Raw genomic sequence first — 24,752 nt, 5'->3', positions numbered from 1 at the left:
AGCATTGCACCTAACCCTGTAACTACCAGGGCCCAACCACAAAGCCGAGTTTGTCGGGCAGCCACAGCGCGATACCCGGCACCAGTGCGACCAGCAGCAGGCTTACGCCCATAGCGACAACAAACACCAGCGCCCAACCCAGGGTGTGTTCCAGGCGGACATTGGCAATACGGGTGGTGACCATCAGATTCACCGCTACTGGCGGGGTAAACTGGCCAATGGCAATGTTCATGGCCAGCAAAATGCCGAACCACACCGGGTTCCAGCCAAAGTGGTTCATGAGCGGCAGTACGATGGGGATCAGGATCAGGTAAATGGATACCGCGTCCAGCAACATACCCGCCAGCAACACCAGCAACATCACCAGCCCCAGCAGAACCCAACCGTTGTCTGACAGCGACAATAGCGCGTCTGCCAGATGCTGGAAGGTGCCCAGAGTGGTGCCAGCCCAGGCAAAAATACCCGCCAAAGCGATAATCAGCATCACCACGCCGGAGGTAACCGCAGCGTCAGTCACCAAGTCGTAAAGCCCGCGCAGGCTCAGATTGCGATAAATCAGGCAGCCCACAATCACCCCGTAGGTGACCGCCACCACCGCGGCTTCGGTAGGCGTGAACAGGCCGGAACGCAGGCCGCCCAGAATAATCACCGGCGCGAACAAAGCCGGCAAGGCCGCTTTAAAGCTGGGCCAGAAAGGTGGACGCTCTGATTTTTCAGGGTCTTCCCAGCGATATTTGCGGGAAAAATACAGCGCCGGCACCAGCAACGACAGCCCCGCCAGAATGCCGGGGAACACACCGGCTGCAAACAGCGCGCGCAAATCCACCCCCGGCACCACAATGGAGTACAGAATCAGCGCGATAGACGGCGGAATCAGAATGGCGGTAGACGACGACGCCGCAATCAGCGTGGCGGAAAACGGCTGCGGATAACCCGCCTTGCGCATGCTGGGCAGCATCACCATGGCCACAGCGGCGGCATCGGCCGGGCCGGAGCCACTCATTCCGCCCATAATCAGGCACACCAGCACGGCAACAACGGTCAGGCCACCGTGGCGCGGGCCGATAACGGCCTGGGCAAAGCGCACCAGACTGGCGGCCACACCAGCCCGTTCAAAAATCAAACCGGTCAATATGAACAGCGGTATGGCAATCAGCGGGTACTTGGCCACGCTGTTGTAGGTGTTGGTGCCAAAGGTACCCAGCATGTCTGGCGACAGCCCGGCCACAATGCCCACGGCACCGCCCAGCCCCAGGGCGATGGCCACGGGTACACCCAGCAGCAGCGCCACCATGAAACTGGCGATCATCAGCAGGTCAGGACTCATGAATAATCTCCGGATCGGCTTTGCCGCGCAGGCGGTCAATCAGGCTCTGGGTCATGCGTATAATAATGGCCAGCGCCATCAGCGGCAGCCAAATCACGTAAATCCAGCTGGGCAGGCCCAGCCCGGGTGATAGGGACTCCCACTGGTATTCCTGCCAGGCAAATACGCTGCCATACCAGGCGGTAATCGAAAATACCGTCACCCCTGCCGCCCATTGCAACAGGTACACGGCTTTACGGGCCGGTGCCGGCAGGTGGTGTTCAATTAGCTCGATACGAATGTGCTGGTTGTGCCGAGCCGCCACCGCCGCACCGGCAAAGGTCAGCAGTACCAGAAAAAATACCGAAAACTCTTCAGTAAAGGCAAAAGACGCATCGGTGGCGTAGCGCACAATCACGTTGCCCAGGCTGATCAAACAGATCGCAATCAAGGCAACAGACGCAAGCCAGGCTTCAGGCCAGCACTTCGGGGGGCGGGTAGACATGAAAACTCCGGGTTAGGCAGTCTGGCTTTGCGCCAGAGTGGTATTCTCGGCGCAGAACTCGGGCCAGAACGCTTACTGCGGGCGGTCAGCGACGGCTTGCTGGGCCTTCTTTACCAGATCTTCACCAATCCGCGGTGACCATTCCTGATAGACCGACTGGGTCGCGTTTATGAACGCATCACGCTGGGCCGGCGTCAGTTCGGTGACGGTCACGCCACGCTCCTTGATGGCAGCCAAGGTGGCGTCCAGCTCACTGCGGGACTTTTCAATTTCCCATTGGCCGGCGTCTATTGCGGCCTGCTTCAACAGGGCCTGGTCGTCGGCGCTGAATGTCGCCCACACCCGATTGTTAACAGCAAATACCAGCGGGTCTGCCATGTAGTGCCACAGAGTCAGATGCGCCTGCCCTACCTGGTCAATACGCGCTACGTCAAACACCGACAGCGGGTTTTCCTGGCCGTCTACGGCCCCGGTGGTCAGCGCCGGCTTGGCGTCGGCCCAGCTCATCTGAGTGGGGTTGGCGCCCAGTGCATTAAAGGTATCCTGAAACAGGGGCGAACCTACTACGCGGATTTTCAAGCCTTCCACATCCGCCGGCTCGCTGATCGCACGCTTGGAGTTGGACAATTCACGAAAACCGTTTTCGCCCCAGGCCAACGGCGTTACACCGCGTTTCTGGATGGCGGCAAAAACGGCCTCGCCGACCTCGCCCTGGGTAATCGCATCAATGGCGGGGTAATCTGGCATCAGAAACGGCAGCGAGAACAGATTCAGTTCCGGCACCTGGGGTGACCAGTTGATCGTAGAGCCCACCGCCATATCAATCAGTCCGGAGCGCATGGCAGAAAATTCTTTGGTCTGGTCGCCAGACACCAGCTGGGAGTTGCTGTAAATTTTCATGTTGATACGCCCTTCCGAGCGCTCGTTCACAAGCTCTACCCATTTGTCGGCCGCCTGGCCCCAGGGAAAGGCCGATGGCAACACGGTAGATACGGTGTACTCATCTTTGTATTGAGCATGGGCAATAGACCCAAACAAGAGCGCGCCTGCGGCGGCGGCAACTAACGTGCAACGTTTCAGCATGTTCTTTTCCTTATTGTTTGACGAGAAACTGGCCGCCGCACGGAAGCATAGAAGGCGACAGACACGCGATTATAGGAGGGTCGCTCGGCGCGACGCAAAAAAACTGCTGCGTGCCAGCGGTTAAGCCTATGTCGCCTTGAGACTGCACCTCATTGCACACTATGCTTGTTAGCAGAACCAAGCCAATGCTGCTCTTATTAAAAGTAGCTCAACAAAACCAGGAGTTATTACTATGTCATCGCTTTCACAACCCTATCGTCGCGGTGGCAAGTGGCCTGCACTGTGCGCCTGGCTGGCAGTCATCGCGCTGATGACCGCCAGCTCTCTGATGGCCGTATCGGGGCCAGCGTTTCGCATGGAATGGATCGCGCTGGGCGATGCCTTTAGCTGGCTGCGAATGGGCGCGCAACTGGCAGCGGTGGCTGCCATATTGGGCATACTGACCATTATAGTCGCAGGCCTTTGTAAACGTTGGGGTGCGGTTCTGACCGGCGCTGTGGCCGCCGTCGTGGCGGTTACGATGATTGCTATGCCGGTGCAAATGCAGCAACGGGCGCAAACGGTGCCGCCTATTCACGACATTACCACCGACATGGACAACCCGCCGGCGTTCGTAGCCCTGGCCCGCGCCCGTGAAGAGGCGCCCAACGCTGTGGATTATCCCGGCATTGATACCGCGCGCCAACAACAGGTCGCTTACCCGATGCTGCAACCCATCACGCTAACGGTGCCTATGGCGCAAGTGCAAACAGCGACACGGGACCTGATTGCGGCTCGTGGTTGGAAACTGGCCGAGGCCAGCCCAGCAACCCTTGAAGAGACGGCCATCACTCTTGAAGCAACAGCCACCACCCGCTGGTTCGGCTTTAAAGACGATGTGGTAGTTCGCCTGACCGACACCAGCGATGGCGTGCGCGTAGACATACGCTCCGCCTCACGCCTGGGCAAAAGCGACCTGGGCACTAACGCCGAACGAATACAGGATTTTCTGGAAGATCTACAACACGCGGTGCGCTGATGATGCTGCCGCAAGAAAAAGGCCAGCCCATGGGTTCCCGTTTTTTCACGGCACCCATTTTTGCGCTTGTTATCGGTGTTGCGCTGCTGTGCATGACGGTCACCGCAACCCAAGCCCAGGGATTGTCGCTACCAGCAATTCCAGGGTTATCCGGATCGGGCCAGGATGAACAGGAACAAACGGCTTCTGCGGAAGAGCTGAGCCAGTCACTTGAAATTACCATTCAAGCCCTGCAAAACGACAGCAGCCGCGAAGAGCTGATCAAACAGCTGCAAACCCTACAACAGGGTCTGCAGGCGCAGGCCAGTGAAGATCAGCGCAACTCGCCTGCTCAACAAGGCTTGCTGGGAGCGCTGGCCGAATTTTTTGACGATCTGACACGCTCTGACGGTGCCGCTGGTGAGTCACTGGGGCGCTGGAAAGTCAATTTTGACAACGCATTGAGCGCCAGCAAGGGATTGATAGCCGCTGCCTCATTCAAGGGGGTGGCAGAGACTGCCATCGGGCTGGCACTGGGGGTGGCGCTTCTGTACAGCCTGTCGCGCCTGGCCCGAATGCTGTTTATGCGCCGCGACTGGCCGCTGGAAATGCCCCGGCGCGCCAAGCCCTGGATGCTGATGGCGCATTTTGCGCGCCGGATCATTCCCTGGATTCTGACCCTGGTTGGCCTGTTCCTGCTGTTGGGCCTGCGCATGCTGGAAATTTCAGACGCCGCGCAAACCATCGTTCTGGTATTGGCTTATATCAGCCTGTGCGGGCGCCTTCTGACGTCATTATTCGATGTGATGATTTCGGTTTTCTCCAGCGGCCACCGAACCACCGCTGTTACTATTTTACACAGGCGCACGCTATTCCCCCTGTTCATTATTGGTGCTCTGTTCGCTTTGTCAGACGCTCTGGGGTCGTCAGAGCTGGTGTCGCAGCTAGGCGCCGATCTGGCCTCTACTTTGGCGCTGGTGTTCAGCATGTTTGGTGCCCTGCTGGCAATCTTCGTGATTATCCACAACCGCCGCCCGATCACTCATCTGATTCGTAACCAGCCGTATAACCAGCGCAAGAATCAAGGCGTATGGCGGGAACTGGTCGGCCTGCTAGCACGGCTCTGGCATATTCCGTTATTGCTGGCGCTTAGCGCCTCTATGGTCGCTGTTTTTGCCAAAGGCGGTTCAGGCGATGCGGCCTTGGGCAAAGCGCTTACGGTTTCACTGGTGCTGATTGTCACCCTGGCGGCGCAAGGCGTTGTCGGCATTCAAAAAAGCAGCTCTCGTCACAAATCCCTGAGTACCTTCAGCCGGCGCCTGGTGAAATTCGGCTACCGCCTGCTGCAAATTGCGTTATGGCTGGTCTTTTTTGAGATAGCGCTGCAGGCATGGGATTTGTCCCTGTTAGGGCTTGCCGACAAGCCATCCCTCAGTGCTGGCCTGGCGGACAGTTTGTTTGCACTGACGGTTACCGGGCTAATCGCCAGTTTGACCTGGACTTTTGCCGACGAACTTCTGGAGCGCGCTGTACGCCGCGGCGACCGTAAAAAACGCCTGAGGGCGGCCCGCGCCCAAACCATTGTTCCTATCGCCCGCAACACCATTCTGGTGACGATTATTGTGGTGGCCTTTCTGGTCAGCCTTTCCATTGTCGGGGTGGATGTAACACCGCTGCTGGCCGGTGCCGGTATTATTGGCCTGGCGGTCGGTTTTGGTGCCCAAACGCTGGTACAGGATTTGATCACCGGGCTGTTTATTGTGGTGGAAGATTCAATGTCGGTGGGCGACTTCGTGGAAATCAACGGCTTTATGGGCACGGTAGAAGGTTTCAATCTGCGTACCGTGCGGCTGCGGGATCTGGAGGCGGTGGTACACCACATTACCTTCAGCAAAATCAGCTCTATTCACAATATGTCGCGCCAGTTTGGCATTGCCCTGATAAAAATTCGGGTACCGCCGGAGCTGCCCATTGATGACGCCATCAAACTGATGACCGACACCGCAGAGGAACTGCGTGCAGACCCCGCCATGCGCTGGCTTATCTGGTCGCCCCTTGAGATGCAGGGTATTCAAGCGTTTGAAGATGGCTGCCCGATATTGCGCATGCGTATGCGCACCAAACCAGAGTACCAGTGGGATGTGTCACGAGCGTTCAATCTACTGCTGAAGCGGCGGATGGAAGACCTGTATCTGGACGTGGCCGCACCCCGCATCAGCGTGCAAATGGCAGCCGAAGGCGGCGCCCGTTCGCCAGGTCGCGGTGGTCCGGCCGTCAATATTGAAAAACAGGATTAACGGACCAGAAAAAAACAAGCTCCGCGAATATAACGGAGCCTGGCAACAGACAACTCTACTCTACATCTAAAAATAGCGGTGTCAGGCGCTGGCGATGCGCCCGGCCAGCGGTGATGACGGATCTGCCAGTTGGCGGCGGGGCATCCGCCCGGCCAGAAATGCTTCACGCCCGGCTTGCACCGCCAGGCGCATAGCGCGGGCCATGGCAACAGGGTCTGGCGAATGGGCAATGGCCGAGTTCATCAATACCCCGTCGCACCCAAGTTCCATCGCCATAGCCGCCTCGTGAGCGGCACCAATACCGGCATCCACCAGCACCGGCACACTGGCGCGCTCGACGATCAGGCGAATATTGTGGGGATTTTGAATACCAAGGCCGGAGCCAATCAACGAGCCCAAGGGCATAATCGCGCAGCAGCCGATTTTTTCCAGCTCCAACGCCACAATGGGGTCGTCGCTGGTGTACACCATCACGTCAAAGCCATCACGAATCAGCTCTTCGGCGGCCTTCAGGGTTTCCACCACATTCGGGTAAAGGGTGGACTCATCCCCTAGTACTTCCAGCTTGACCAAGTTGTGGCCATCCAGCAGTTCACGGGCCAGCTTGCAGGTGCGCACCGCAGAACGGGCATCGTAACAGCCAGCGGTATTGGGCAGCAGGGTGTAGCGGTTTGGCGGCAGGAAATCCAGCAGGTTGGGCTCGTCGGGATTCTGGCCAATGCTGGTGCGACGCACGGCAAAGGTTACGACCTCGGCGCCGCTTTCGTATAGCGCACGCGCGGTTTCATCGTAGTCTTTGTAGCGGCCGGTACCCACCATAAGGCGCGATGTGAACTGCCGCCCTGCGATCACCAGTGGTTTGTCCAAGGTTTGTTCTGTCATGTTGTGTTCCTGTTTGTGTGGGTACCTACTTGCACAAGCGGAGACTGTTGCAAGTGTTTGTACCGTGATTTGATATTGGGCAGCAAAAATAACGTTTCAGCGACGATCAGGCCTGGCCAACCCTAAATGTTCGCGCAGAGTGCTGCCCTGATACTCAGTACGAAACAGCCCGCGACCTTGCAACACCGGCACCACCTGCTCGATAAAGTCTTCAATACCACCGGGCAGCGACGGCGGCATCAGGTTAAACCCATCGGCGCCTTCGTTACGGAACCAGTGCTCCATCTTGTCGGCAATCTGCTCGGGTGTGCCAATCATGGTGCAGTGGCCACCCCCCGCCGCCAGCCGGCCTAACAGCTGGCGCAGAGTCGGCTGTTCGGTTTCGATAATGCGTAAAATGGTGCTGTAGCGGCCCTGCGGCCCGCTAAACTCTTCCAATGGCGGCAGCGCTGGCACCGGTGCATCTAGATCCCAGCCCGAACAGTCCTGGCCGATAAACATGGCCAGCTGGCGCAAAGATGAATCCACGGGTAACAGCTCGTCAAGCTCACGCTGTTTGGCTTTTGCTTCCGCTTCGGTGGGTGCCACGTAAGTGACCAAGCCCGGTAGGATCGGCACATACACCTCGCGGCCCGCGGCTTTCACCCGCTGTTTGATGTCGCGGTAATAGCTTTGCGCCGCCGGCAAATCGTAGGCAACGGCATAAATCGCCTCAGCGCATCTGGCCGCCAGCTCCCGCCCGGGCTCCGACGCGCCGGCTTGAAACAATACCGGGTGCCCCTGCACCGGGCGCGGTACGTTCAACGGCCCGTCTACCCGAAAAAACTCACCCTGATGGTTTATCGGGCGCACCTTGGCGGGGTCGGCGTAATGGCCCTGACGATCAAACTGTAAAGCATCATCGGCCCAGGAATCCCACAATCCCAATACGGCCTGCACAAACTCGTCGGCGCGGTGGTAGCGCTCGGCGTGGCCGGGCATAGCGTCATAACCGTGGTTGCGGGCTTCTACATCAAACATTGAGGTCACCACGTTCCAGCCAATGCGGCCGCCGGAGATATGGTCCAGCGACGCGACTAAGCGTGCGGCGTGAAACGGTGTATAAAACGTGCTGGATACGGTGCTGATAAACCCGATCTTTTCCGTGGCCCGGCTCATGGCGGCCATGGCTGTCAGCGGCTCCAGATAAAACCAGCTGCCATCCGACACATTGCCCGCCGAATTGCTGTCGGCGAAAAATACGGCGTCTAGCTTGCCGCGTTCGGCGGTTTGCGCCAGGCGCTCGTAATAGCGAATGTCTCCCAACTGCTCCACTGCCGACTGCGGGTGGCGCCAGGCTGCTCGATGATGGCCACAACCCATCAGAAACAGGTTGATGTGCATCATCCGTTGATGTGAACCGGAGGCCGCCATCAGTTTTTCACCAATCCGCCGTCTACCACCAGGTTCTGCCCGGTTACCGAGCGCGACCAGGGTGACGCAAAAAACAAGGTAGCATCGGCAAACTCTGCCGGCGTGGTCACCCGTCGCAACGGTGTGCTGGCGGCGATGAAATCGAACACCGCCTCAGGCGTTGCAGCAGATGCGTCCGTGGTGCGCAGTAGACCACCCGACACCATATTCACGGTGATGTTATCCGGGCCCAGATCCTGCGACAGGGTGCGGGTGAGTGACAGCAAAGCCGCTTTACCCGCAGTGTAATCGTGATACGGCACCACCGGGTTCTGGAATAAATTTGTTCCCACATTCACAATGCGACCAAAACCCTGTTCACGCATACCGGCCAGCGCCGCTTGGGTGGTGTTGAGCGCACCGCCCACCACGCCGGCAAACTGCTGGTTCAGATTTTCCCAGGTCAGCTGATCTGCGTTCGGGCGGGCGTCACCGTTGAATGAGAAATCCGGTAAGGCATTATTGATTACCGTGGTCACCGGATACCCGAAATGTTGCTTGGCCTGGGCAAACATCGCCTGCACAGCGGCGCGGTCGGTCACATCAGCCTGCACCGCAAGGGCACGTACCGGTTCTTCAGCGGCCAGTTTGTGCGCCGCTTCGGCGCTGTTGCGGTAGTTAATGACAACGTTGGCGCCTTCCCGCAAAAACGCGCGCACCAGGTGTTCGCCCAAACCGCGGGCAGCACCGGTTATCAAAACCAGCTGTTGATCAAGACGGACGGATTTGTGCATAGACACCTCATGGCTGAGGCGAAGGTATGAATGGACAGATTGGGTGCGGGCGCACCCTCTGACATCCCTTCGCCAGTATGAACTGGATCAGGTTCAACGGGTGTGCTCTCAGCCCTGCAAAGCAGGACACCCCGTGTCGAGCCAAAACCATAGCACAACGGCGGCACGAATATGCAGGCCAAACCGCCATTAATAGCGGCAATTGACAAGTACGAACAGACTTCCTACTCTATTGCCATTCCTGGGGGCGCCATTGCGATGGCTGAGACTCCGCACTTAGTGCGGTAACCCTTCGAACCTGATCCGGGTAATGCCGGCGAAGGGAAGGAAAACGCCTGCTTTACGCTTGCCTGTGCGCCCCTTTCTTTCCCCGCTGCTTGTCTTGGTTGTCCCGGTTGTACTATTGACCCGCCACCTTTGGCGATGACGCTCCCGCCTGCCGCGGCAAGGAAAATTTACCAATGCTCAGCACCTCTACCGCCCTTATATGGCTGGTTTTGTTCGCCGCACTTTTTGCGATACCCGGCCTGCTTTACGCCCGCCACAAGCAGGATAAACTGGACGATTTTCTGGTGGCCCGCAACAGCCAGAGCAGCTCCGCCACCCTGCTAACATTGTTGGCGACCACCATGGGTACCTGGATTCTGTTTGGCCCGGCCCAGGCCGCCACCTGGGGTGGCATTGGTGCTGTTACCGGTTATGCTCTGGGTGCCCTGGCACCGCGGCTGATCATGATTCCCCTGGGCAAACGCATTCGAACATTAATGCCCGAAGGCCACACCCTCACCGAATTTGTGCTCGGCCGCTATGGTCGCGTTATGTACGGCTTCGTGCTGGTGATCATGGTTTTTTATCTGTTTATCAGCCTGACTGCGGGCCTGACTGCCATTGCCAAAATGGTGTCTTTACTAGCGCCGGTGCCCTTATGGCTAACCGCCAGCATCGTCATGGGCGCCACTCTGCTGTACACCCTGTACGGCGGCCTGCGAGTCACCATTTTTACCGACCGGGTACAAATGCTGGTGATTTTGCCCTTTTTGGCGCTATTAATTGGCTTTGGCTGGAAGGCCACCGGTGGTCTGGCCCCGGCGATTCAAGGCTTGCAGGAAAAAGCTCCACACCTGCTTAACCCACTGGACATCAACGGCCTGAAATCCGGCCTGACCTTTTTCCTGGCAGTGGTGCTGACCGGGTTATTTTACCAAGGCACCTGGCAGCGTATTTTCGCCGCCCGCGATAACAAGGTTATCCGCAACGGTTTTATCATCAGTGGTCTGTTGAGTTTCCCCATCATTTTCATCATGGGTTTGTTCGGGCTGGCGTTTGTAGGCCTGGGCTTGCCGGGTGACGGTTCGGTGGCGCTGTTCAGCGTGTTGCTGGCGGACGTACCCGTGTGGTTTGCGATTGGCCTGTTACCCTTTGGGCTGGCGCTGATTATGAGCAGTGCCGACTCCACCATCAGCGGGCTGACCAGCATCATGGTCATAGACCTGCGCCGGCTGCTGCCAAAGTTGAGCAACCATAGCCTGCTGTCGCTGTCCCGCTGGCTGATTGTGTTGTTGTCGGTACCGGTGCTGTTTGTGGCGGCCCAAGGTTACAGCGTGCTTTACCTGTTTCTGCTGGCCGATCTGCTGTGCTGCGCCGCTGCTTTCCCGGTATTTTTTGGCTTCTACAACGCCCGTTACCAAAGCTACAACGCCGCGATTAGCACGTTTGCCGGCCTGGCTACCGGGTTAATGCTGTTTCCCGCACCGGGGGCGCCGCTCACCTATTTGCTGGAATCTTTCCTGCTCGCAACCTTTGTACCCATTGCGGTGTCGTTATTGTTGCTGCTAATGCCAAAAGGAGAGCGCTTCGATTTTTCCATCTTGGCGCAGCAGGTGCGGAAGCTGGAAGGGTAATCTGCAGCCGCTAATAGCCGGCTTACGATTGCCCTTAACGTGACGTCTACCGCTGCTCGACTTTTGAATGCGTCAGGAAAAAGCGCAGCATTTCCCCAGTCGCATCCGGACCTTTCGGGTCGGTATACGAGCCTTGAGGCGCACCACCGGCCCAGGCGTGGCCGGCGCCGTGAATCGACCACTGTTCAACAATAGCCTTGCCGTTGGCATCATGATGAGTCGTGCGGGTATAGGCATGGCCGTTGGGCACCTTCCCTTGTTCACTTTTGATATCAATCGCGTTTTTCGGTCCGCTGCCCGAGCCGATAGAGCCAGAATGCTGCGCCGCAACGCGGTCGCCATTGCCGGGGTGTACCGTGGTATCGCGGTCACCGTGGAATATGATGGCGGGAATTTTCTGATCCATTGACGACGTTGCGCCAGCACCCGCCCTCTTGTTATTACGGCTTGCAAGAGGCGCGGCATCACCTCGCATGGCCGCAAGTGCTGAAGGTATACTGTGTGCGGCACCGTGGGGAAGACCAGAATGAACGCCCACCGCTGCGTACAAGTCCGGGTGGGTCATTGCAAGAGTGGTTGCCATGGCACCGCCGGCGGACAATCCGGCCACATAAACCCGTTGCTCGTCCAACTTATACTCATCGACAATCTGCCGCGTCATACCGGCAAGGATTGCCGGTTCGCCGCTCTCGCGTTGCTGATCGCTTGGTTTGAACCAGTTCCAACACTTGGAGGGATTGACAGAAGCCGTTTGAGCGGGATAGAGCACCAGACACAACTGCGATTCCGCCAGCGTGTTCATACCCGTACCAGCCGCAAAATCATCCGGATTCTGGGTACATCCGTGCAGCATAACCACCAGCGGCAGGGACTGGCCGTGATAACCACTGGGAATGTACAGTTTGTAGTCGCGGCTGCCCGTTTGATTAGTAAAGGTGTCACTGTTAAACGTTGCACCTTCGGGTAGCGCTTCGACGGAAGATGCCAAACCTGTGCTCAACCCATTCAAACCCGATAGTTTGCCGCGCAGAAGATCGCCCACAGGCTTAGCCCTGTCTGGCGTGCCTTGGCCCGCCATGCGTTCGGCTGACACAGGCTTGACCACTTTATTTAGGTTCGACGTGCCGTGCAACGCTCGCTGTATTATTGCGGTCGCTTCCTGCAGTTGGCCCGCTTGAGTCAATCGAGTGGCTTCTTTCAGATTGGCCATAAGCGTTTCGTTGATTGAACGATTCATGGAAATGTCCCTCGGCGTGAATGAATACACTACTAATAGATTCTGTCCGCCAAGGCGGCCTTGACCGCCTTGCTCGCTTGTAGAGCGCCTAGAACGGCAATCGATTCAATCGTCGCCAAGGCAAGCTCAGGGGAAACATCCTCGGCAATACTGGCAAGTCCCAGCACTTGAATCTGTAGTACTTCTCCCTTGGTTTGCAGCGCTTCAAGATCACGACGGCTGTAATACTGCAAGCCCAGCACATAGGTCTTGCGAGCAACCGTTTCCTTGACCACGTCCGCATGGACCGCTAACTGGTTGCGAATCGCCGTGCGGATCAGATCGCTGCGATTAGAATAAAACCCTTCTTGTACCAGCAGATCAATCTGCCCCAGGTCCACCACACCAAGGTTGATAGTGAGCTTTTCGGTGGTGTCGCCTGTCTTGCGTCGTATCTCATGCACGCTCATCGCTTTTCCTTGTTGATTAGCACTGGCCAAACCCTTTAAAATTCCGTATGGAATCCAAATAGAATCCATATGGATGTTATATGGCGTATCTAGATGACTGTCAAGGAACAAATGGATCAGGCATAGAGGGGGCTGTAAGAAAAAACGCTGACGGCGTCCTGCGAAAGCGTCAGCTTATAGTTTGGCGTAAATACATCTACTAACGAAGCAGGTGCGACCGCTGGAGGGGCAAAAAATGCAGGATTAAAAGAACCAAGCACGCAGGTTGGAAGGCTAGACTGTGAAGTTGGAAAGGTTAGGCTGTGAAGGTGAAAAGGAATCAGCGTTGCTTGTATTGCGTCGGGCAATAACCCCGCCCTACGTCTGGGCTGCGCAGCTTCAGGTGTTTTGTTGCACGGCCGGACACCCGCGTTCGCCACAACCTGAAACTGCCGGGCTTGAGTGATTTTCGCATAAACCGGATAACCTCGGGTTCTGACAGTCCGTAAAGCTGTTGGATGGCCTCAAATGGCGTGCGGTCTTCCCACGCCATTTCAATAATTCGTGACTCGTCGACTGGGTCCATAGCGCGTGCTCTAGCTAAACAGAAGTGTTCAAAACATTACGTTTTCCCGCAGCGTTTGGATGCAGGCAATGTTGCGTTTACGGATTGTCTGACGGCATCGCGATCGGCATCAGAACTTCATTGCGCCGCAAAAACCAGGGCATAAAGGGCGGGTTATACCGCGCCCACACTGGCTCACCAATCATACTGAAGTCATTCTCCTTTACCCAGGCGTCCAACTTGTCCCTATGGTTCCGGTAACCCTTTTCACTCCAAGTGCCTGAGTAGCGAACCACAGCCATGCGCTGGATGGGAACCTGCCGTAGAGTTATTTTGGGGTTTTTGGGCTGGGGCACCGTCTCCAATGTATAAAACGCGGGCATCATAAAGCTTACGACCCAGCTGTCGTTTTCCCGCTTCTGACCCACCGGCGACGTCATATCAATCTTTTCGCTTTCGGCTTCCTGCGCAACCGGCGAGGTCATTTCGATTTTCTGCTGGGACGTGTTATCGCCGGAGATGTATTTGAACAACCGGCCGAAGGCCTTGTTGCCGGCGTTAGAAAACTTTCCGTCTACGACGGTTTCGGCCAGGATATGTGGCTCGTAATCGCGCACTTCAAAATCCTGATCTTTGTGTACAACGGTATATTCAGCTTCTTCTGTCGCCATAGCGTTGCCAACTCCGAGAATTGCCACAATCATCACCCAAACTGTCTGCTTCAGGTGGGCCATTAGCGTCCACCACCAAACGCTCTCTGAAGATTCATAGAAACACCTCTCTTTTTGTGTACCCTTGAAGTCTGGCATGAAAGACAGAAAGGCGCCATGTGCCGACTTTTTAGCCTTCATACGTGGCAATATCCGGGAATTACTGCCACGCTTTTGATGGTGGAAGGAAATGGCTCCGCACTTGAATTGGGATAGGGAGAAACGCTATGTATCGCAAAATTCTGGTGCCCGTCGACCTGTCACGTACGGCGCAAATGTCGAAGGCGCTCAACACGGCAATCGACATCGCCAAGCACTACAACGCCGCACTCTGCTACATCGCAGTCACCAACACAGCCCCATCCGCCGCCGCACACAATCCGGAAGAGCTGGCCAAAAAGCTCAACACTTTTGCCCAAGAGCAGGGAAAATTACACGGCGTCGCTACCGACAGCAAAGTGATCTCGACGGCAGATATCGCCGTGGAACTGGATGACCGTTTATTGGAAGCCATCAAAGAAACCGGTGCAGACCTGGTCATCATGGCGTCCCACCCGCCTGGCATCGGCGATCGACTGCACATTCTCCACTCGAATGGTGCAAACATCGTCAGACACAGTAACGTGTCGGTTTTCGTTGTGCGTGAGGATTAATCTTGTGCTGCGCCGGAGCCCGAGACCTTAATCCTGTCGTTTCGAATATAAAAGTCTCCGTTGATCGTCAGGGCCAGAGGCTGCCCACTTAGCGGAGCCTCTTCGGGCAGGCCTCTTTGGGCATGCACGTGCAAATGCGGCTCTGAACTGTTGCCGGAATTACCCATTTCCCCAAGCTTGTCCCCAATGTCCAGACTGTCTCCGGCGCTTACCTGAATACTGCCCTGGTGCAAATGCGCCAACACCACAAAGAAATCACCACAATCAACAGCGACGTAATTGCCCGCTATATTTTCGGGGTCCATTTCAGGAACCTGCATGTCCTGAACACCGTCCACGATTCTGGCGACTGCCCCGTTACACGGTGCTAATACCGGTGTTCCGAAGGTGACATAACGAGTTGGGTCAGCGGGTTGCCAGCCGTCTACATGACGGCCAAACGGCGTAATGCGGACAATGTCGAGCGCGCGGCTCTGGCCCCGCCAGGGCCGGAATCGCTCTACCGATTCGTCCAGTGTATGCAGGTGAATATTGACCAGGCTGCCTGAGCCCCCGTGCGCCACCAGATAGTCGCCCGCGCCGAAGGGCAGTGCGATATTCACCGTGTCTACTTGCGGGAGTTCACGGCCCAGCCACGCCAGATAACCCATATAGCCGCCAATCGTGCCCAACCCGGCTACCATCAGCACCAACGTGGTTGGCCCGGCTGACGCTTGCCAAAATCCGTTGCCCAGCAAGCGGCCTCGTACAAGATGCCAGGTAATGGTCAACAGGAACACAACGCCGTAAAGATACGGCACCCAGAAAGGCGGCATGGTCCATAAAGCCGCGAGCCCTACCCCCAGAATAACCGCGCCAACCGAAATCGCCTGAAGCCCAAAGGCCAGGACGCCAGCTGCCGGAAACCGTGCAAACCAAAACAGCAGCAGCACCGGCAGAAAAATCTGAGTAACCATGACCATCCAGGACATTATTCGGATTCCTTAATTCAAGCTGGACTATTCATAAAGAGTGCTGACAGAGAGCGTTAATAACCAACGCTCTCTACCACGCCAGCCAGATAACATGCTTCGCGCCCTTTCCCGGACGATGCGCACGCACAGTCACCGGCTCAACAGAAAGCCCGGTACGCTTGATTCTTTCGGTAAACGTGGGGTCTTGCCCTGCCGACCAGTAAGCCAGAATGCCTTCGGACGTCAGCGCAGCCTGGGCGGCGGCAATACCGGCGGCGGTGTACAGCCAATCATTTTCTTTACGGATCATTCCTTCGGGACCATTGTCGATGTCCAGCAAAATGGCGTCATAATGGCCCGGCGAGTCTTTAATCAGCTTCACCACGTCGCCGACGTGCACTTTCGTTCTGGGGTCATTCAGGGGATAACCCGCCGCAAGGCCTAAAGGCCCGCGATTCCATTCCACGACGTCCGGCACCAACTCAGCCACGGTTACTTCGGCCTTATCACCCAGCGCGCCCAGGGCCGCTGCCAGCGTAAAACCCATGCCCAAACCGCCGATCAGCACGCGGGGTGCGGGGTGATCGACAATCCGCTCGCAAGCGAGCGTTGCCAGGGCATCTTCAGAGCCGTGAAGGCGGCTGTTCATCAGCTCACCGGGCTTGCCGGCAATTTTGATCGAAAACTCATCATTGCGCTGAAGCAGGCGCAACTCCGTGCCTTTGCCCGGAATGGTGGCGGTACCCAGCAGTTCAAAACGGGCCATAAAAACCTCAAAAGTCGTCAATACACCGGCAAAGGATTCGCCGCAATATCAAGGCGCGGCACTCTATATTCAAGCGAAACATTCTACCACGCCGTTCCTTCTACCCTTTACCTCTACTTACCAAGGCAACTTCTCACCGTTGCTGTGCCAGAAGGACCCGGAATTCTCCAGATTCAGCCCTTCAATCAGCGCAACCAACCCTTTCGCAGAGTCTTCTGGGGTAATCAGCCCGCCGAAATTCACCATGCGCGTTTTCACATAGCCCGGGTGAAGCTGGGCGACGGCGATACCGTGGGGTTTCAAGTCTATCGCCAGAGATTTCGCAAACGCGTTCAATGCGGCTTTGGAGGCACGATAACCGTAGCGACCACCGGAGTCGTTATCAGCAATCGACCCCATGCGGCTGGTAATATTCGCGATCTTTCCACCGGAAGGCATTTGCGGGAACAGGGCTTCGGCGATTCGCAGCGGCGCGTAGGCATTGATTTCCATCTGGGTGCGCAAGGAGTCAAAATCGATGCTACCCAGTACTTCGTCCTGCAACAGACCCGCGTTGTTAATCAGCACGTCGATTTGAACGCCCTGCAGGCCGGCCATCAGCTTTTCCACACCGGTGTCGGTTGTAACATCTACACCGTCAACAACCTTGGCAGCCGCTTCCGCCAGCTCGGCCGAGGTTTCACGACACACGCCAATCACCTCACAGCCCTTTGCGGCAAAAAGCCGGGCTAGCTCCAGGCCTATTCCACGGTTGGCACCGGTGATCACCACTACTCGTTTATTCGACATAACAACACCTCATAGATGAATAGGATAAGATGGCAGAACGCCCTCTAAACAGGACACAGCCACATTGTCTTCGCCATTTGTCTTCGCCGTGTTTGCTCTGGCGCTCATCGCTTTCGCGATATTTTACCTGTTTTTCTACCGCAACTGGCGGCGACAGCGTGAACTGCAACAGCCTTTTCCAAAAGCCTGGCGCAAGTTGCTGCAGGCCCATATGCCACTCTATCAAAAACTTCCCCCACCCTTGAAAAAGCAGCTGAAAGAATACATTCAGCTTTTTCTTTCCGAAAAGGAGTTCTACGGCTGCGCCGGTTTTCATGTGGACGAGCGGGTAAAAATTACCATTGCCAGCCACGCCTGTTTGCTTATTCTGGCACGCCCCTATGCCTCTTATGACGATGTTCGCAGCATTTTGGTGTACCCGGATGTGTATCGCGTACAAACGGCCCAGAGTGATGGCATCGTAGTGAGTGTTAGTGATCAGGTTCGTGCGGGCGAGGCATCTAACCGGGGGCAAGTGGTGTTGGCGTGGTCTGAATGCGAGGAAGGCGCGATGAATTCAGACGGCCCGCACAACGTTATTCTTCATGAGTTCGCCCACCAACTGGACTACCTAGACGGCACCGCAGACGGCGCGCCGCCGCTCAGCGGCGAGCAAGCCCAAGTGTGGCAACAAACCATGACCAAAGCGTATGAGAACCTGCGATCCAGCTTGCAGCATCATCAAAAAAGCTGGCTAGACCCCTACGGTGCAACCAAGCCTGCCGAGTTCTTTGCGGTGCTGACAGAAGCCTTTTTTCAGCAGCCAAAACACCTAAAAGCCGAACAACCGGACGTTTACAATGCACTGTGCGGTTTTTATCGGCTGGACCCCATAGACTTCAGCCGCTACGAAGGTTGAACCGCGCTCTACCTTTGACTGTAGAATGCCACGACCTATCTCACACCTTAGCGATGATGCAAAAGAGCGCCACCATGATTGATTTTCGCAGTGACACCGTTACCCGCCCTACCCGGGAAATGCGCGAGGCCATGGCCTACGCCGAGGTTGGTGACGATGTGTACGGTGAAGACCCAACAGTGAACAACCTGCAAGCCTACGCAGCCGAGCGGCTGGGCTTCGAGTCTGCCTTGTTTACGGCCAGCGGCACCCAGGCCAACCTGTTGGCCATCATGAGCCACTGCGGTCGCGGCGACGAATATCTGTGTGGCCAGTCAGCGCACAACTATCGCTACGAAGGCGGTGGCGCCGCCGTACTTGGAAGTGTGCAGCCTCAGCCTATAGAGAATGAGCCCGACGGCAGCATCAACCTCGACAAGGCCCGCGCAGCGATAAAACCCGGTGACTTTCATTTCGCCATAACGCGCCTGCTATCGCTGGAAAACACCATCGGCGGCAAAGTGCTGTCACTGGACTACCAGCGCCAGGCTCGCGCCTTTTGTGATGACCACCGGCTGCAGCTTCACCTGGACGGAGCTCGAATATTTAACGCAGCGGTAAAATCAGACTGTGATGTAACGGACATAACCAAACACTACGATTCCGTCAGTGTTTGCCTGTCGAAAGGATTGGGCGCCCCGGTGGGATCGCTGTTGCTGGGTTCAACAGCCTTTATTGAGCGAGCAACACGCCTGCGCAAAATGCTCGGCGGCGGCATGCGCCAGGCCGGCATACTGGCAGCAGCCGGGCGAATCGCCCTGGAGCAAGGGCCACTGCGACTGCAAGAAGACCATGAAAACGCCCAATGCATGAGTACCGGGCTTGCCGCCATTTCAGAACTGGAAATTGACCCCAGCCGCACCCAGACCAACATCGTTTACGCCCGCTGCCGCTCTGGCAAAGCCGCGGCGCTGCGCGATTATCTGGCGAGCCAGGGCATTCTCATCACCGCCGGTGAGCCGATTCGCTTTGTGACCCACCGAGACCTTGATAACAACGATGTAAACCAGCTATTAAAAGCTATTCAGCGGTTTTATCAGCAGCAGCCTTAACAGTCGACTGGGGAAGGTTGCCACCCAACATGTTTTCAACGACAGCCGCATTATAAAAGGCTTCAACCTTTTGGATTTTGTCCCCTAGAACACTAAACCAGACTGCAAGCCGCACATCGCCAATCGGTTCAAAATTGGTCCGGTAATCCAGAATTGCGAACACGTGTTCTTCATCGGCACTGAGCTGACGGAGAATCAGGGCTTTTTGAATGGCGACCATCCCGAATTGGTAGGCCATCAAGTCATCCGGATTCACGAAACGCATGTTTGGCCCAACATATTCAAATCCGTCCGACACCAGCAAGGCCTTTGCCTCATCGAAACGCTGGGCTTGGATATCAGCAACGAACTGCGCCACGAGGTCTTTTGGCTTCATCAATAGACTCCACTTCTAATACGGGAATGGTTTGAATACCCAGAAACTTGCTAAGCTTTAACGCCGCTATAAAAGGCGTTTCTTTGTACAGCAGTGCTTTCTAATGAGCTTGACAAGAACTTCAGTGCCAACCAACGGACACATCAGTCATTTTTCGGGGCGACCGGCTTCGGGGTAACCGGCTTCGGGCCTGCAGGGGCAATTTGCCCACTTTTACCTTTAACGACATAATGAACCGCTCCGCCAGCCTTTAAAAAAGCCGCTGTTTGCTCTTCAATTGAGGCCGTTGTTACTGAACCTTTTGCGGGTTTCTTGCTCATAATATTCTCTCGGTTAAATGTTGGTTTATCTGTCCATTTCAACAATGTCTAAGCTCGCTGCACGATCTGGTTATGCAGCGTCTAACGGTGTGATTCGGTCAACTTCTTCCTTGACCGATAGCGCTGCAGTCCACAAATCAACAGCGCGCTGCGCATTCAGCCAAAACTCCGGAGAATTACCAAACAAACGCGCAAGCCGTAGTGCCATTTCAGGGCTGACCGCACGGCGCTCTCGCAGCAGCTCATTGACGGACTGGCGAGATACCCCCAAAGATTCAGCCAATCCAGCAACCGTTAAGTCGTAGTCTGGGATGAAACTCTCTCTTAACATTTCACCAGGATGGGTCGGCTTGTGCTGCAGACTGCCAGTGTCAGGAATAGCCACAGTTAATATCTCTCCCAGTGGTCGTTGCATGTGACCTTGCACGTATTACCATCGTCAAAATAAAAGCACATACGCCACTGGTCATTCATCGAAATCGTTTGCGGCTCCTGCCTGCCAAGTTTCGATCGCGGACCGCGAGTGTAATTTGTCACGTTACACATGTCAATTGATGGTCACGCGACGGCGACTTCGTTTCACTTTTAAATTCTAAACTTCGGATATATTACTGTGAGCGCACTTTACCGACGTGAAAAGAACCAAACCAAGCCTGATCGCAAGAATCTACACCCGAGAAATCTGCACAAGCAGGGCTATGATTTCCCATCGCTTGTAAAAAGCTGTCCGCCACTAGCCCCCTATGTACACACAAACGCTTACGGCAACCTTTCCATAGAATTCGCAGACCCACTGGCCGTAAAAGCTCTGAATACCGCGCTATTAAAGCAATATTACCGCGTTATCGATTGGGATATTCCAGAGGGCTCGCTTTGCCCACCCATTCCAGGCAGAGCCGACTACATCCATTACATAGCCGAGCTGCTTGGCGTTGGCGAGCCTACGACAAACCAGGCTAATACCCGGCCCAATATTTCCTTACTGGATATAGGAACGGGTGCGAATGGGATATACCCGCTATTAGCCTGCCAGATATACGGTTGGCAGTGTGTGGGTAGTGATATTAACCGTCAGTCACTTGAAAACGTAGCCTCGATTATCGCTAATAACCCCTCGCTAAAAGACCGTTTCACACTGCGCAAGCAACACGATAAAAGTCACATTTTTGAAGGGATCATTCAAACCGGGGAATTCTTTGATGTCAGTGTATGCAACCCGCCGTTTCATGGGTCTCAAGAGGAAGCACTCAAAGGCAGCCAGCGTAAAATTAACAACCTTGCCCGTAATCGCGGTGAGCAAAAAATTACGTCTTCCACTCTGAATTTTGGCGGCCTGGAGGCCGAGCTATGGTGTAAAGGTGGCGAACGGCTGTTCCTTAAAAAACTCATAAAAGAAAGCCAAGTTTTTTCAACTCAATGCCGCTGGTTTACAAGCCTGGTTTCGAAAATTGACAATGTAAAGCCGGCAAAAAAACTGATTCTTAAGCTTGGCGCAATTGACGTACGGGAAATAGAAATGAAGCAGGGCAAAAAAACAACGAGAATATTGGCTTGGACATTTATTTAAAGAAGAGCCAGAAGAGGCCTACCTCTTCAATCTCTGCGCCGATCATCAATTACCTGGCCGAAAACGCAGCCGCTCTGACAACAGCATCAATATCGTCTGAAAGGGACATGGCGTGCTTCGAACGATTCAGTGCCATCCGTGAATGTTTTTTGGCGGCGGCCGCCATCGCCTTGTCACCGGCTTCAGCCAACGCGCAAAAAGCTTTCTGCAGTCGGATGGAAACTTCAACCATACCCGCGCCGTCACGGGCAATAGCTGTGAATGCATCGTCAAACAAGTCGTCGATCACCAGTTCCGGAACCGATACACGGTCATAGGTGATCGCCTGTAACCTCTCTTTTTTAAGTGGGGATTGCCAAATCGTAAACAGCCGCACCATTATCACGTGGCAATTGTGTGCTTCAGCGCGGGATTGTAAAGTCTGCAGATCAATGTGTTGCACCAGCGCTGGCCGATGCATAGGCGGCAACCATGGAGCCTACCGCAAACGTCGCAATAACCAGCATGCTGGACGCCATGATAGACAGTAGCGATTCAACAGATTCTAGGGTGACATCGGGTAACACGCCGGATAGGCCTGCATCGTCAGCAAGCTTGGCGAGGAATGTACCGCCAACAGAAAGCACGCCAAGCACCAGTGGTTTGACCCACAAACGCTCTTTGATTCGGCTGAAAAAAAAGCGCAGCCTGTCTGAACTCAACAGTGGTGATTCGGCCATAATTGCATCCTTTGCGGTTGTGTACAGGATAGCTCAAAGGTTGCCCGGATGGTCTATCCAGTAGGAAAAGCCGAACGTCATACACACACCAACAAACACACCTTTTTATACCAACGCTTTAAGCAAATCCTTTTCGATTTAATCGTCCGTGTGTGCGCCGCCGCACCGAACGCAAGTAAGCAGCGTGAGTATGCTGAGCATGGGTGCCTTAAGGCCCCTTCGATTCCCAATCATACGTGAAAGGTATTTCTCATGAACAACATTGTCTACATAGTCGGCGCAGTCGTTATCGTTATCGCAATCCTGTCTTTTCTGGGCCTGGGTTGATTGATTGGGGACCGGCCAACAGAACCTGGAAGCCGGGACTCGAATCGCCAACTACCCCTGACTAATGGGGGTCGCCAACAGCATACACGCCTATCTGGACAGAAGGTGCGGCATCAGCCAACCGCACCAGCTCTGCAAGAAGTCGTAAATCTATTGAAATTATCCATACCCGGGATAATAACCCCCAGCAGCTGCCGCTACCGTGATCACCCCCATGAATACTTCCAACGATGCTTGAAATCAGGCCGTATCTTTCGTTGCGTGTTAAGTTGCCGACAGGGTGGTGCAGCAACTTCTTGAAAAAACGACTAAGCTGACCAAAGAGCTTTTAATAAAGGTAAATGGTGAGATACGACTCCGATTAATCATCAGAGTGATTTGTGCTTCGCCATTCAGTTTCAGGAGTTTTTATGGCCAGAAAGAAAGCCAGTAAAGCGGCCTTTGTGCTTCGGGAAGCACGTGAAGGGGACCTTCCGGTACTCGTGAAGTTTCTCGCCAAACTGGCGTTGCATGTCTCTGGCGCCCCGCCACAGAACCTTAAGAAAAACGAACATAACCGACTGTTGGACGTATTACGCTCCTCACTGGGAGACGATAACAAGCTGTTGACTGTGGCAGAGAACCCGGATGCCGGCATCATCGGAATGGGCTATATCTATGTGTGGCACAGTCAGGGAATCTGGGAACAGGCGGAAGCGTTGGTTTACAGGTCGGGAATCATTGACGATGTATGGGTGGAGCCCGAGTTTCGGAATCTCGGTATTTTCAGGGCGCTGTTACAGGAGTTGGTTAGATTTGCGGAAAGCCATCATGTGCATGAGCTGATTCTCGAATACGCTGAGTCTAATAAAGAGGCCAAGGCCGCCTGGGCCAAATTGGGCTTTAAAACCACCGGCATTCGTGCCGCAGCCTTCACCTCGACTGTGAAGGAAGCCCTTGCGTCACAGCAACTATGAGAAGCCTGCTGAACCCGGTTCGAAACCGTATCGAAACGACAGCTTCGACAGGCAACCGAAAGAGCTCAAGAAGGAGAGTGTCTTGTGATTGGCGATCGCAGTGTCAATGTGTTTTATGATGAAATAATGCTGGGGCACAATCCCGAGGTAGACCTGCCTTTTATTCCTAGCCGGGTAGAAAAGCGAGTCAGGACTATTCTCCAGGGACTGGATTTTAAATGGAGCTATCCTGAACATCCGGGCCGGTTGGCGGCGATCAAAGCGCATCTGGATAAAAACCCCATACCCGGTGTCCAGTTCCAGTCAGGAGCGCCTGCTGCCACCTACGATCAGCTGGCACGCGTGCACATCACGTCCTATCTGGACCATCTTTTTTCACTGGATGGCAAACGCGCCTGGCTCGACAGAGACACCACGGCGGTGTCCCCCGACAGCATCAAAGCGGCAAGAGCGGCAGCCGGCAACGCCATTGCTGCCGTGGAAAGCGTTTGCAAAGGTGAGGCACAAAGCGCCTTCGCCCTTGTGCGCCCGCCAGGACATCACGCCGAGCCCGTGCGGGCAAGGGGTTTCTGCCTACTGAACAACGTTGCCGTGGCGGCTGCCCATGCCCAGGCAAAGCTGGGCTGTGAACGTGTCCTGATCATTGACTGGGACGCGCACCACGGCAATGGCACCCAGGATATTTTCTGGGCAGATCCGGATGTGCTGTTCTTCGACACCCATTGCGCTGCACCGTTTTATCCCGGATCTGGTCTGATTGAAGAGGTGGGTGTTGGCCTGGGTGAAGGTTACACCATCAACGTCCCCCTTCCGGAAACCGCCGGCGACATTGCCTACGAGAAGGTCTTCCGAGACATACTGACGCCGGCCGCAGAGCACTTCAAACCAGACCTGGTGCTGGTCTCGGCGGGGTTTGACCCCCACCACAACGATATGGCGATGAACCTCACCTATGACGGTTTTAAAGTGCTGACCAGAATCGTTCAAGACATTGCTGACACCCACTGCGAAGGCAAGCTCGCGTTCGTTTTAGAGGGTGGGTACAACCTTTCCTCGCTGGCCGAAGGTGTTCACGCGGTGCTTGAGGTGCTGGCGGGTGGCGACGTACCCAAACTCTGGGAAGCGGGCGCCAAAGAAGCGGAAGAAGCCGCAGAGTTCCACCGCTCGGCTTTCAGCGACGAAGAATAAGTGTTCAACCTGGCACGGTACACTCCTTATTTGGTGTATTGACTCACTCTCT

27 protein-coding genes and 2 riboswitches are annotated in these 24,752 nt (G+C 55.4%); of the genes, 9 read left to right on the top strand and 18 right to left on the bottom strand.

Features of this window, described 5'->3' with window-relative positions; all coding sequences use genetic code 11:
• Nucleotides 1–22: 22 nt before the first annotated feature.
• The 3 genes from ATI45_RS16355 to ATI45_RS16345 all read right to left on the bottom strand — a co-directional run bounded on the left by ATI45_RS16355 (nucleotide 23) and on the right by ATI45_RS16345 (nucleotide 2,894).
• Nucleotides 23–1,327, bottom strand: coding sequence for a TRAP transporter large permease (locus ATI45_RS16355; RefSeq protein WP_098420702.1), 1,305 nt, complete (start codon nucleotides 1,325–1,327; stop codon nucleotides 23–25).
• Nucleotides 1,317–1,811: a TRAP transporter small permease gene (locus ATI45_RS16350; RefSeq protein WP_098420701.1), complete on the bottom strand. Its 495-nt coding sequence runs from the start codon at nucleotides 1,809–1,811 to the stop codon at nucleotides 1,317–1,319. Before ATI45_RS16350 ends, ATI45_RS16355 begins: the two co-directional genes overlap by 11 nt.
• Nucleotides 1,812–1,883: 72 nt before the next feature.
• On the bottom strand, nucleotides 1,884–2,894 hold the full coding sequence (locus tag ATI45_RS16345; RefSeq protein ID WP_098420700.1) for a DctP family TRAP transporter solute-binding subunit: 1,011 nt from the start codon (nucleotides 2,892–2,894) through the stop codon (nucleotides 1,884–1,886).
• Nucleotides 2,895–3,126: 232 nt separating this feature from the next.
• On the opposite strand from ATI45_RS16345, the gene ATI45_RS16340 reads away from it, so the two are divergent.
• On the top strand, nucleotides 3,127–3,912 hold the full coding sequence (locus ATI45_RS16340) for a DUF1499 domain-containing protein (RefSeq protein WP_098420699.1): 786 nt from the start codon (nucleotides 3,127–3,129) through the stop codon (nucleotides 3,910–3,912).
• Entirely contained in the window at nucleotides 3,912–6,188 is a 2,277-nt protein-coding gene (locus ATI45_RS16335) for a mechanosensitive ion channel family protein (RefSeq protein WP_098420698.1), read from the top strand. The genes ATI45_RS16340 and ATI45_RS16335 overlap by 1 nt, the downstream gene beginning before the upstream one ends.
• A gap of 81 nt (nucleotides 6,189–6,269) precedes the next feature.
• On the opposite strand, the gene ATI45_RS16330 is transcribed toward ATI45_RS16335, so the two are convergent.
• The 3 genes from ATI45_RS16330 to ATI45_RS16320 form a co-directional block, all read right to left on the bottom strand.
• Entirely contained in the window at nucleotides 6,270–7,070 is an 801-nt protein-coding gene (locus ATI45_RS16330; protein WP_098420697.1) for a thiazole synthase, read from the bottom strand.
• A gap of 96 nt (nucleotides 7,071–7,166) precedes the next feature.
• Complete coding sequence (locus ATI45_RS16325) at nucleotides 7,167–8,483, bottom strand: LLM class flavin-dependent oxidoreductase (protein WP_218926153.1); 1,317 nt, start codon at nucleotides 8,481–8,483, stop codon at nucleotides 7,167–7,169.
• Nucleotides 8,483–9,256: a 3-oxoacyl-ACP reductase gene (locus ATI45_RS16320; protein WP_098420696.1), complete on the bottom strand. Its 774-nt coding sequence runs from the start codon at nucleotides 9,254–9,256 to the stop codon at nucleotides 8,483–8,485. Before ATI45_RS16320 ends, ATI45_RS16325 begins: the two co-directional genes overlap by 1 nt.
• 47 nt (nucleotides 9,257–9,303) lie before the next feature.
• A riboswitch (TPP riboswitch) is annotated at nucleotides 9,304–9,400 on the bottom strand.
• 89 nt (nucleotides 9,401–9,489) lie between these two features.
• Nucleotides 9,490–9,598, top strand: a riboswitch (TPP riboswitch).
• A 119-nt stretch (nucleotides 9,599–9,717) separates the two neighbouring features.
• Between ATI45_RS16320 and ATI45_RS16315 the strand changes: the two genes are divergently transcribed.
• Nucleotides 9,718–11,157 (top strand): sodium:solute symporter family protein, encoded by a 1,440-nt coding sequence (locus tag ATI45_RS16315; protein ID WP_098420695.1) that lies wholly within the window; start codon nucleotides 9,718–9,720, stop codon nucleotides 11,155–11,157.
• 46 nt (nucleotides 11,158–11,203) lie between these two features.
• On the opposite strand, the gene ATI45_RS16310 is transcribed toward ATI45_RS16315, so the two are convergent.
• From ATI45_RS16310 to ATI45_RS16295, 4 genes are all read right to left on the bottom strand, one after another.
• On the bottom strand, nucleotides 11,204–12,394 hold the full coding sequence (locus tag ATI45_RS16310; RefSeq protein WP_143751181.1) for an alpha/beta hydrolase family esterase: 1,191 nt from the start codon (nucleotides 12,392–12,394) through the stop codon (nucleotides 11,204–11,206).
• Between the two features lie 32 nt (nucleotides 12,395–12,426).
• On the bottom strand, nucleotides 12,427–12,843 hold the full coding sequence (locus tag ATI45_RS16305) for a CopG family transcriptional regulator (protein ID WP_098420694.1): 417 nt from the start codon (nucleotides 12,841–12,843) through the stop codon (nucleotides 12,427–12,429).
• A gap of 319 nt (nucleotides 12,844–13,162) precedes the next feature.
• The gene (locus ATI45_RS16300; protein ID WP_098420693.1) at nucleotides 13,163–13,408 is read right to left on the bottom strand and encodes a TIGR03643 family protein; all 246 of its coding nucleotides are present in this window, start codon (nucleotides 13,406–13,408) and stop codon (nucleotides 13,163–13,165) included.
• A gap of 77 nt (nucleotides 13,409–13,485) precedes the next feature.
• Nucleotides 13,486–14,238 carry an SOUL family heme-binding protein gene (locus ATI45_RS16295; protein ID WP_228706068.1) on the bottom strand — a complete coding sequence of 251 codons (753 nt, stop codon included), beginning with the start codon at nucleotides 14,236–14,238 and terminating at the stop codon, nucleotides 13,486–13,488.
• A gap of 86 nt (nucleotides 14,239–14,324) precedes the next feature.
• On the opposite strand from ATI45_RS16295, the gene ATI45_RS16290 reads away from it, so the two are divergent.
• A complete protein-coding gene (locus tag ATI45_RS16290; protein ID WP_098420691.1) occupies nucleotides 14,325–14,750 on the top strand; it encodes a universal stress protein in 426 nt (141 codons plus the stop codon).
• On the opposite strand, the gene ATI45_RS16285 is transcribed toward ATI45_RS16290, so the two are convergent.
• The 3 genes from ATI45_RS16285 to ATI45_RS16275 all read right to left on the bottom strand — a co-directional run bounded on the left by ATI45_RS16285 (nucleotide 14,747) and on the right by ATI45_RS16275 (nucleotide 17,258).
• On the bottom strand, nucleotides 14,747–15,721 hold the full coding sequence (locus ATI45_RS16285; RefSeq protein WP_098420690.1) for a M23 family metallopeptidase: 975 nt from the start codon (nucleotides 15,719–15,721) through the stop codon (nucleotides 14,747–14,749). The two genes, ATI45_RS16290 and ATI45_RS16285, sit on opposite strands and share 4 nt — an antisense overlap.
• A gap of 73 nt (nucleotides 15,722–15,794) precedes the next feature.
• A complete protein-coding gene (locus tag ATI45_RS16280; protein WP_098420689.1) occupies nucleotides 15,795–16,469 on the bottom strand; it encodes a spermidine synthase in 675 nt (224 codons plus the stop codon).
• 117 nt (nucleotides 16,470–16,586) lie between these two features.
• Nucleotides 16,587–17,258, bottom strand: a complete 672-nt coding sequence (locus ATI45_RS16275) for an SDR family oxidoreductase (protein WP_098420688.1) — start codon at nucleotides 17,256–17,258, stop codon at nucleotides 16,587–16,589.
• A 64-nt stretch (nucleotides 17,259–17,322) separates the two neighbouring features.
• Here ATI45_RS16275 and ATI45_RS16270 point away from each other — a divergent pair, with 64 nt between their 5' ends.
• Nucleotides 17,323–18,156 (top strand): zinc-dependent peptidase, encoded by an 834-nt coding sequence (locus ATI45_RS16270; protein WP_098420687.1) that lies wholly within the window; start codon nucleotides 17,323–17,325, stop codon nucleotides 18,154–18,156.
• A 74-nt stretch (nucleotides 18,157–18,230) separates the two neighbouring features.
• On the top strand, nucleotides 18,231–19,247 hold the full coding sequence (gene ltaE, locus ATI45_RS16265; protein ID WP_098420686.1) for a low-specificity L-threonine aldolase: 1,017 nt from the start codon (nucleotides 18,231–18,233) through the stop codon (nucleotides 19,245–19,247).
• On the opposite strand, the gene ATI45_RS16260 is transcribed toward ltaE, so the two are convergent.
• The 3 genes from ATI45_RS16260 to ATI45_RS16255 all read right to left on the bottom strand — a co-directional run bounded on the left by ATI45_RS16260 (nucleotide 19,216) and on the right by ATI45_RS16255 (nucleotide 20,358).
• Nucleotides 19,216–19,623, bottom strand: coding sequence for a hypothetical protein (locus ATI45_RS16260; RefSeq protein ID WP_098420685.1), 408 nt, complete (start codon nucleotides 19,621–19,623; stop codon nucleotides 19,216–19,218). The two genes, ltaE and ATI45_RS16260, sit on opposite strands and share 32 nt — an antisense overlap.
• A gap of 143 nt (nucleotides 19,624–19,766) precedes the next feature.
• Nucleotides 19,767–19,943, bottom strand: coding sequence for a hypothetical protein (locus tag ATI45_RS22320; protein ID WP_179888423.1), 177 nt, complete (start codon nucleotides 19,941–19,943; stop codon nucleotides 19,767–19,769).
• 70 nt (nucleotides 19,944–20,013) lie between these two features.
• On the bottom strand, nucleotides 20,014–20,358 hold the full coding sequence (locus ATI45_RS16255) for a HigA family addiction module antitoxin (protein WP_218925850.1): 345 nt from the start codon (nucleotides 20,356–20,358) through the stop codon (nucleotides 20,014–20,016).
• 198 nt (nucleotides 20,359–20,556) lie between these two features.
• Between ATI45_RS16255 and rlmF the strand changes: the two genes are divergently transcribed.
• A complete protein-coding gene (gene rlmF, locus ATI45_RS16250) occupies nucleotides 20,557–21,510 on the top strand; it encodes a 23S rRNA (adenine(1618)-N(6))-methyltransferase RlmF (protein WP_098420683.1) in 954 nt (317 codons plus the stop codon).
• 49 nt (nucleotides 21,511–21,559) lie between these two features.
• Here rlmF and ATI45_RS22840 read toward each other — a convergent pair whose 3' ends face one another.
• Nucleotides 21,560–21,952 carry a DUF2254 domain-containing protein gene (locus tag ATI45_RS22840; protein WP_228735997.1) on the bottom strand — a complete coding sequence of 131 codons (393 nt, stop codon included), beginning with the start codon at nucleotides 21,950–21,952 and terminating at the stop codon, nucleotides 21,560–21,562.
• On the bottom strand, nucleotides 21,939–22,229 hold the full coding sequence (locus tag ATI45_RS22835; RefSeq protein WP_143751180.1) for a DUF2254 family protein: 291 nt from the start codon (nucleotides 22,227–22,229) through the stop codon (nucleotides 21,939–21,941). The genes ATI45_RS22840 and ATI45_RS22835 overlap by 14 nt, the downstream gene beginning before the upstream one ends.
• A 737-nt stretch (nucleotides 22,230–22,966) precedes the next feature.
• Between ATI45_RS22835 and ATI45_RS16240 the strand changes: the two genes are divergently transcribed.
• Nucleotides 22,967–23,512: a GNAT family N-acetyltransferase gene (locus ATI45_RS16240; RefSeq protein WP_098420682.1), complete on the top strand. Its 546-nt coding sequence runs from the start codon at nucleotides 22,967–22,969 to the stop codon at nucleotides 23,510–23,512.
• A gap of 84 nt (nucleotides 23,513–23,596) precedes the next feature.
• On the top strand, nucleotides 23,597–24,700 hold the full coding sequence (locus tag ATI45_RS16235; protein WP_179888093.1) for a histone deacetylase: 1,104 nt from the start codon (nucleotides 23,597–23,599) through the stop codon (nucleotides 24,698–24,700).
• Nucleotides 24,701–24,752 lie beyond the last annotated feature (52 nt).

Source organism: Marinobacter sp. LV10MA510-1 (genome assembly GCF_002563885.1).
Classification (GTDB): domain Bacteria; phylum Pseudomonadota; class Gammaproteobacteria; order Pseudomonadales; family Oleiphilaceae; genus Marinobacter.
The sequence above is the reverse complement of the archived record's forward strand: the minus strand, read 5'-3'. Positions and strand labels throughout refer to the sequence as shown.

Excerpts from the sequence above, each read along its gene's own strand:
- ATI45_RS16255 (WP_218925850.1), bottom strand. The coding sequence starts at position 20,358 with ATGCAACGACCACTGGGAGAGATATTAACTGTGGCTATTCCTGACACT.
- ATI45_RS16355 (WP_098420702.1), bottom strand. The coding sequence starts at position 1,327 with ATGAGTCCTGACCTGCTGATGATCGCCAGTTTCATGGTGGCGCTGCTG.
- ltaE (WP_098420686.1), top strand. The coding sequence starts at position 18,231 with ATGATTGATTTTCGCAGTGACACCGTTACCCGCCCTACCCGGGAAATG.
- ATI45_RS16330 (WP_098420697.1), bottom strand. The coding sequence starts at position 7,070 with ATGACAGAACAAACCTTGGACAAACCACTGGTGATCGCAGGGCGGCAG.
- ATI45_RS16320 (WP_098420696.1), bottom strand. The coding sequence starts at position 9,256 with ATGCACAAATCCGTCCGTCTTGATCAACAGCTGGTTTTGATAACCGGT.
- ATI45_RS16290 (WP_098420691.1), top strand. The coding sequence starts at position 14,325 with ATGTATCGCAAAATTCTGGTGCCCGTCGACCTGTCACGTACGGCGCAA.
- ATI45_RS16300 (WP_098420693.1), bottom strand. The coding sequence starts at position 13,408 with ATGGACCCAGTCGACGAGTCACGAATTATTGAAATGGCGTGGGAAGAC.
- ATI45_RS16345 (WP_098420700.1), bottom strand. The coding sequence starts at position 2,894 with ATGCTGAAACGTTGCACGTTAGTTGCCGCCGCCGCAGGCGCGCTCTTG.
- ATI45_RS22320 (WP_179888423.1), bottom strand. The coding sequence starts at position 19,943 with ATGAGCAAGAAACCCGCAAAAGGTTCAGTAACAACGGCCTCAATTGAA.
- ATI45_RS22835 (WP_143751180.1), bottom strand. The coding sequence starts at position 22,229 with ATGGCCGAATCACCACTGTTGAGTTCAGACAGGCTGCGCTTTTTTTTC.
- ATI45_RS16295 (WP_228706068.1), bottom strand. The coding sequence starts at position 14,238 with ATGAAGGCTAAAAAGTCGGCACATGGCGCCTTTCTGTCTTTCATGCCA.
- ATI45_RS16285 (WP_098420690.1), bottom strand. The coding sequence starts at position 15,721 with ATGTCCTGGATGGTCATGGTTACTCAGATTTTTCTGCCGGTGCTGCTG.
- ATI45_RS16275 (WP_098420688.1), bottom strand. The coding sequence starts at position 17,258 with ATGTCGAATAAACGAGTAGTGGTGATCACCGGTGCCAACCGTGGAATA.
- ATI45_RS16280 (WP_098420689.1), bottom strand. The coding sequence starts at position 16,469 with ATGGCCCGTTTTGAACTGCTGGGTACCGCCACCATTCCGGGCAAAGGC.
- ATI45_RS16335 (WP_098420698.1), top strand. The coding sequence starts at position 3,912 with ATGATGCTGCCGCAAGAAAAAGGCCAGCCCATGGGTTCCCGTTTTTTC.
- ATI45_RS16305 (WP_098420694.1), bottom strand. The coding sequence starts at position 12,843 with ATGAGCGTGCATGAGATACGACGCAAGACAGGCGACACCACCGAAAAG.
- ATI45_RS16260 (WP_098420685.1), bottom strand. The coding sequence starts at position 19,623 with ATGAAGCCAAAAGACCTCGTGGCGCAGTTCGTTGCTGATATCCAAGCC.
- ATI45_RS16315 (WP_098420695.1), top strand. The coding sequence starts at position 9,718 with ATGCTCAGCACCTCTACCGCCCTTATATGGCTGGTTTTGTTCGCCGCA.
- ATI45_RS16325 (WP_218926153.1), bottom strand. The coding sequence starts at position 8,483 with ATGGCGGCCTCCGGTTCACATCAACGGATGATGCACATCAACCTGTTT.
- ATI45_RS16240 (WP_098420682.1), top strand. The coding sequence starts at position 22,967 with ATGGCCAGAAAGAAAGCCAGTAAAGCGGCCTTTGTGCTTCGGGAAGCA.
- ATI45_RS16340 (WP_098420699.1), top strand. The coding sequence starts at position 3,127 with ATGTCATCGCTTTCACAACCCTATCGTCGCGGTGGCAAGTGGCCTGCA.
- ATI45_RS16310 (WP_143751181.1), bottom strand. The coding sequence starts at position 12,394 with ATGAATCGTTCAATCAACGAAACGCTTATGGCCAATCTGAAAGAAGCC.
- ATI45_RS16350 (WP_098420701.1), bottom strand. The coding sequence starts at position 1,811 with ATGTCTACCCGCCCCCCGAAGTGCTGGCCTGAAGCCTGGCTTGCGTCT.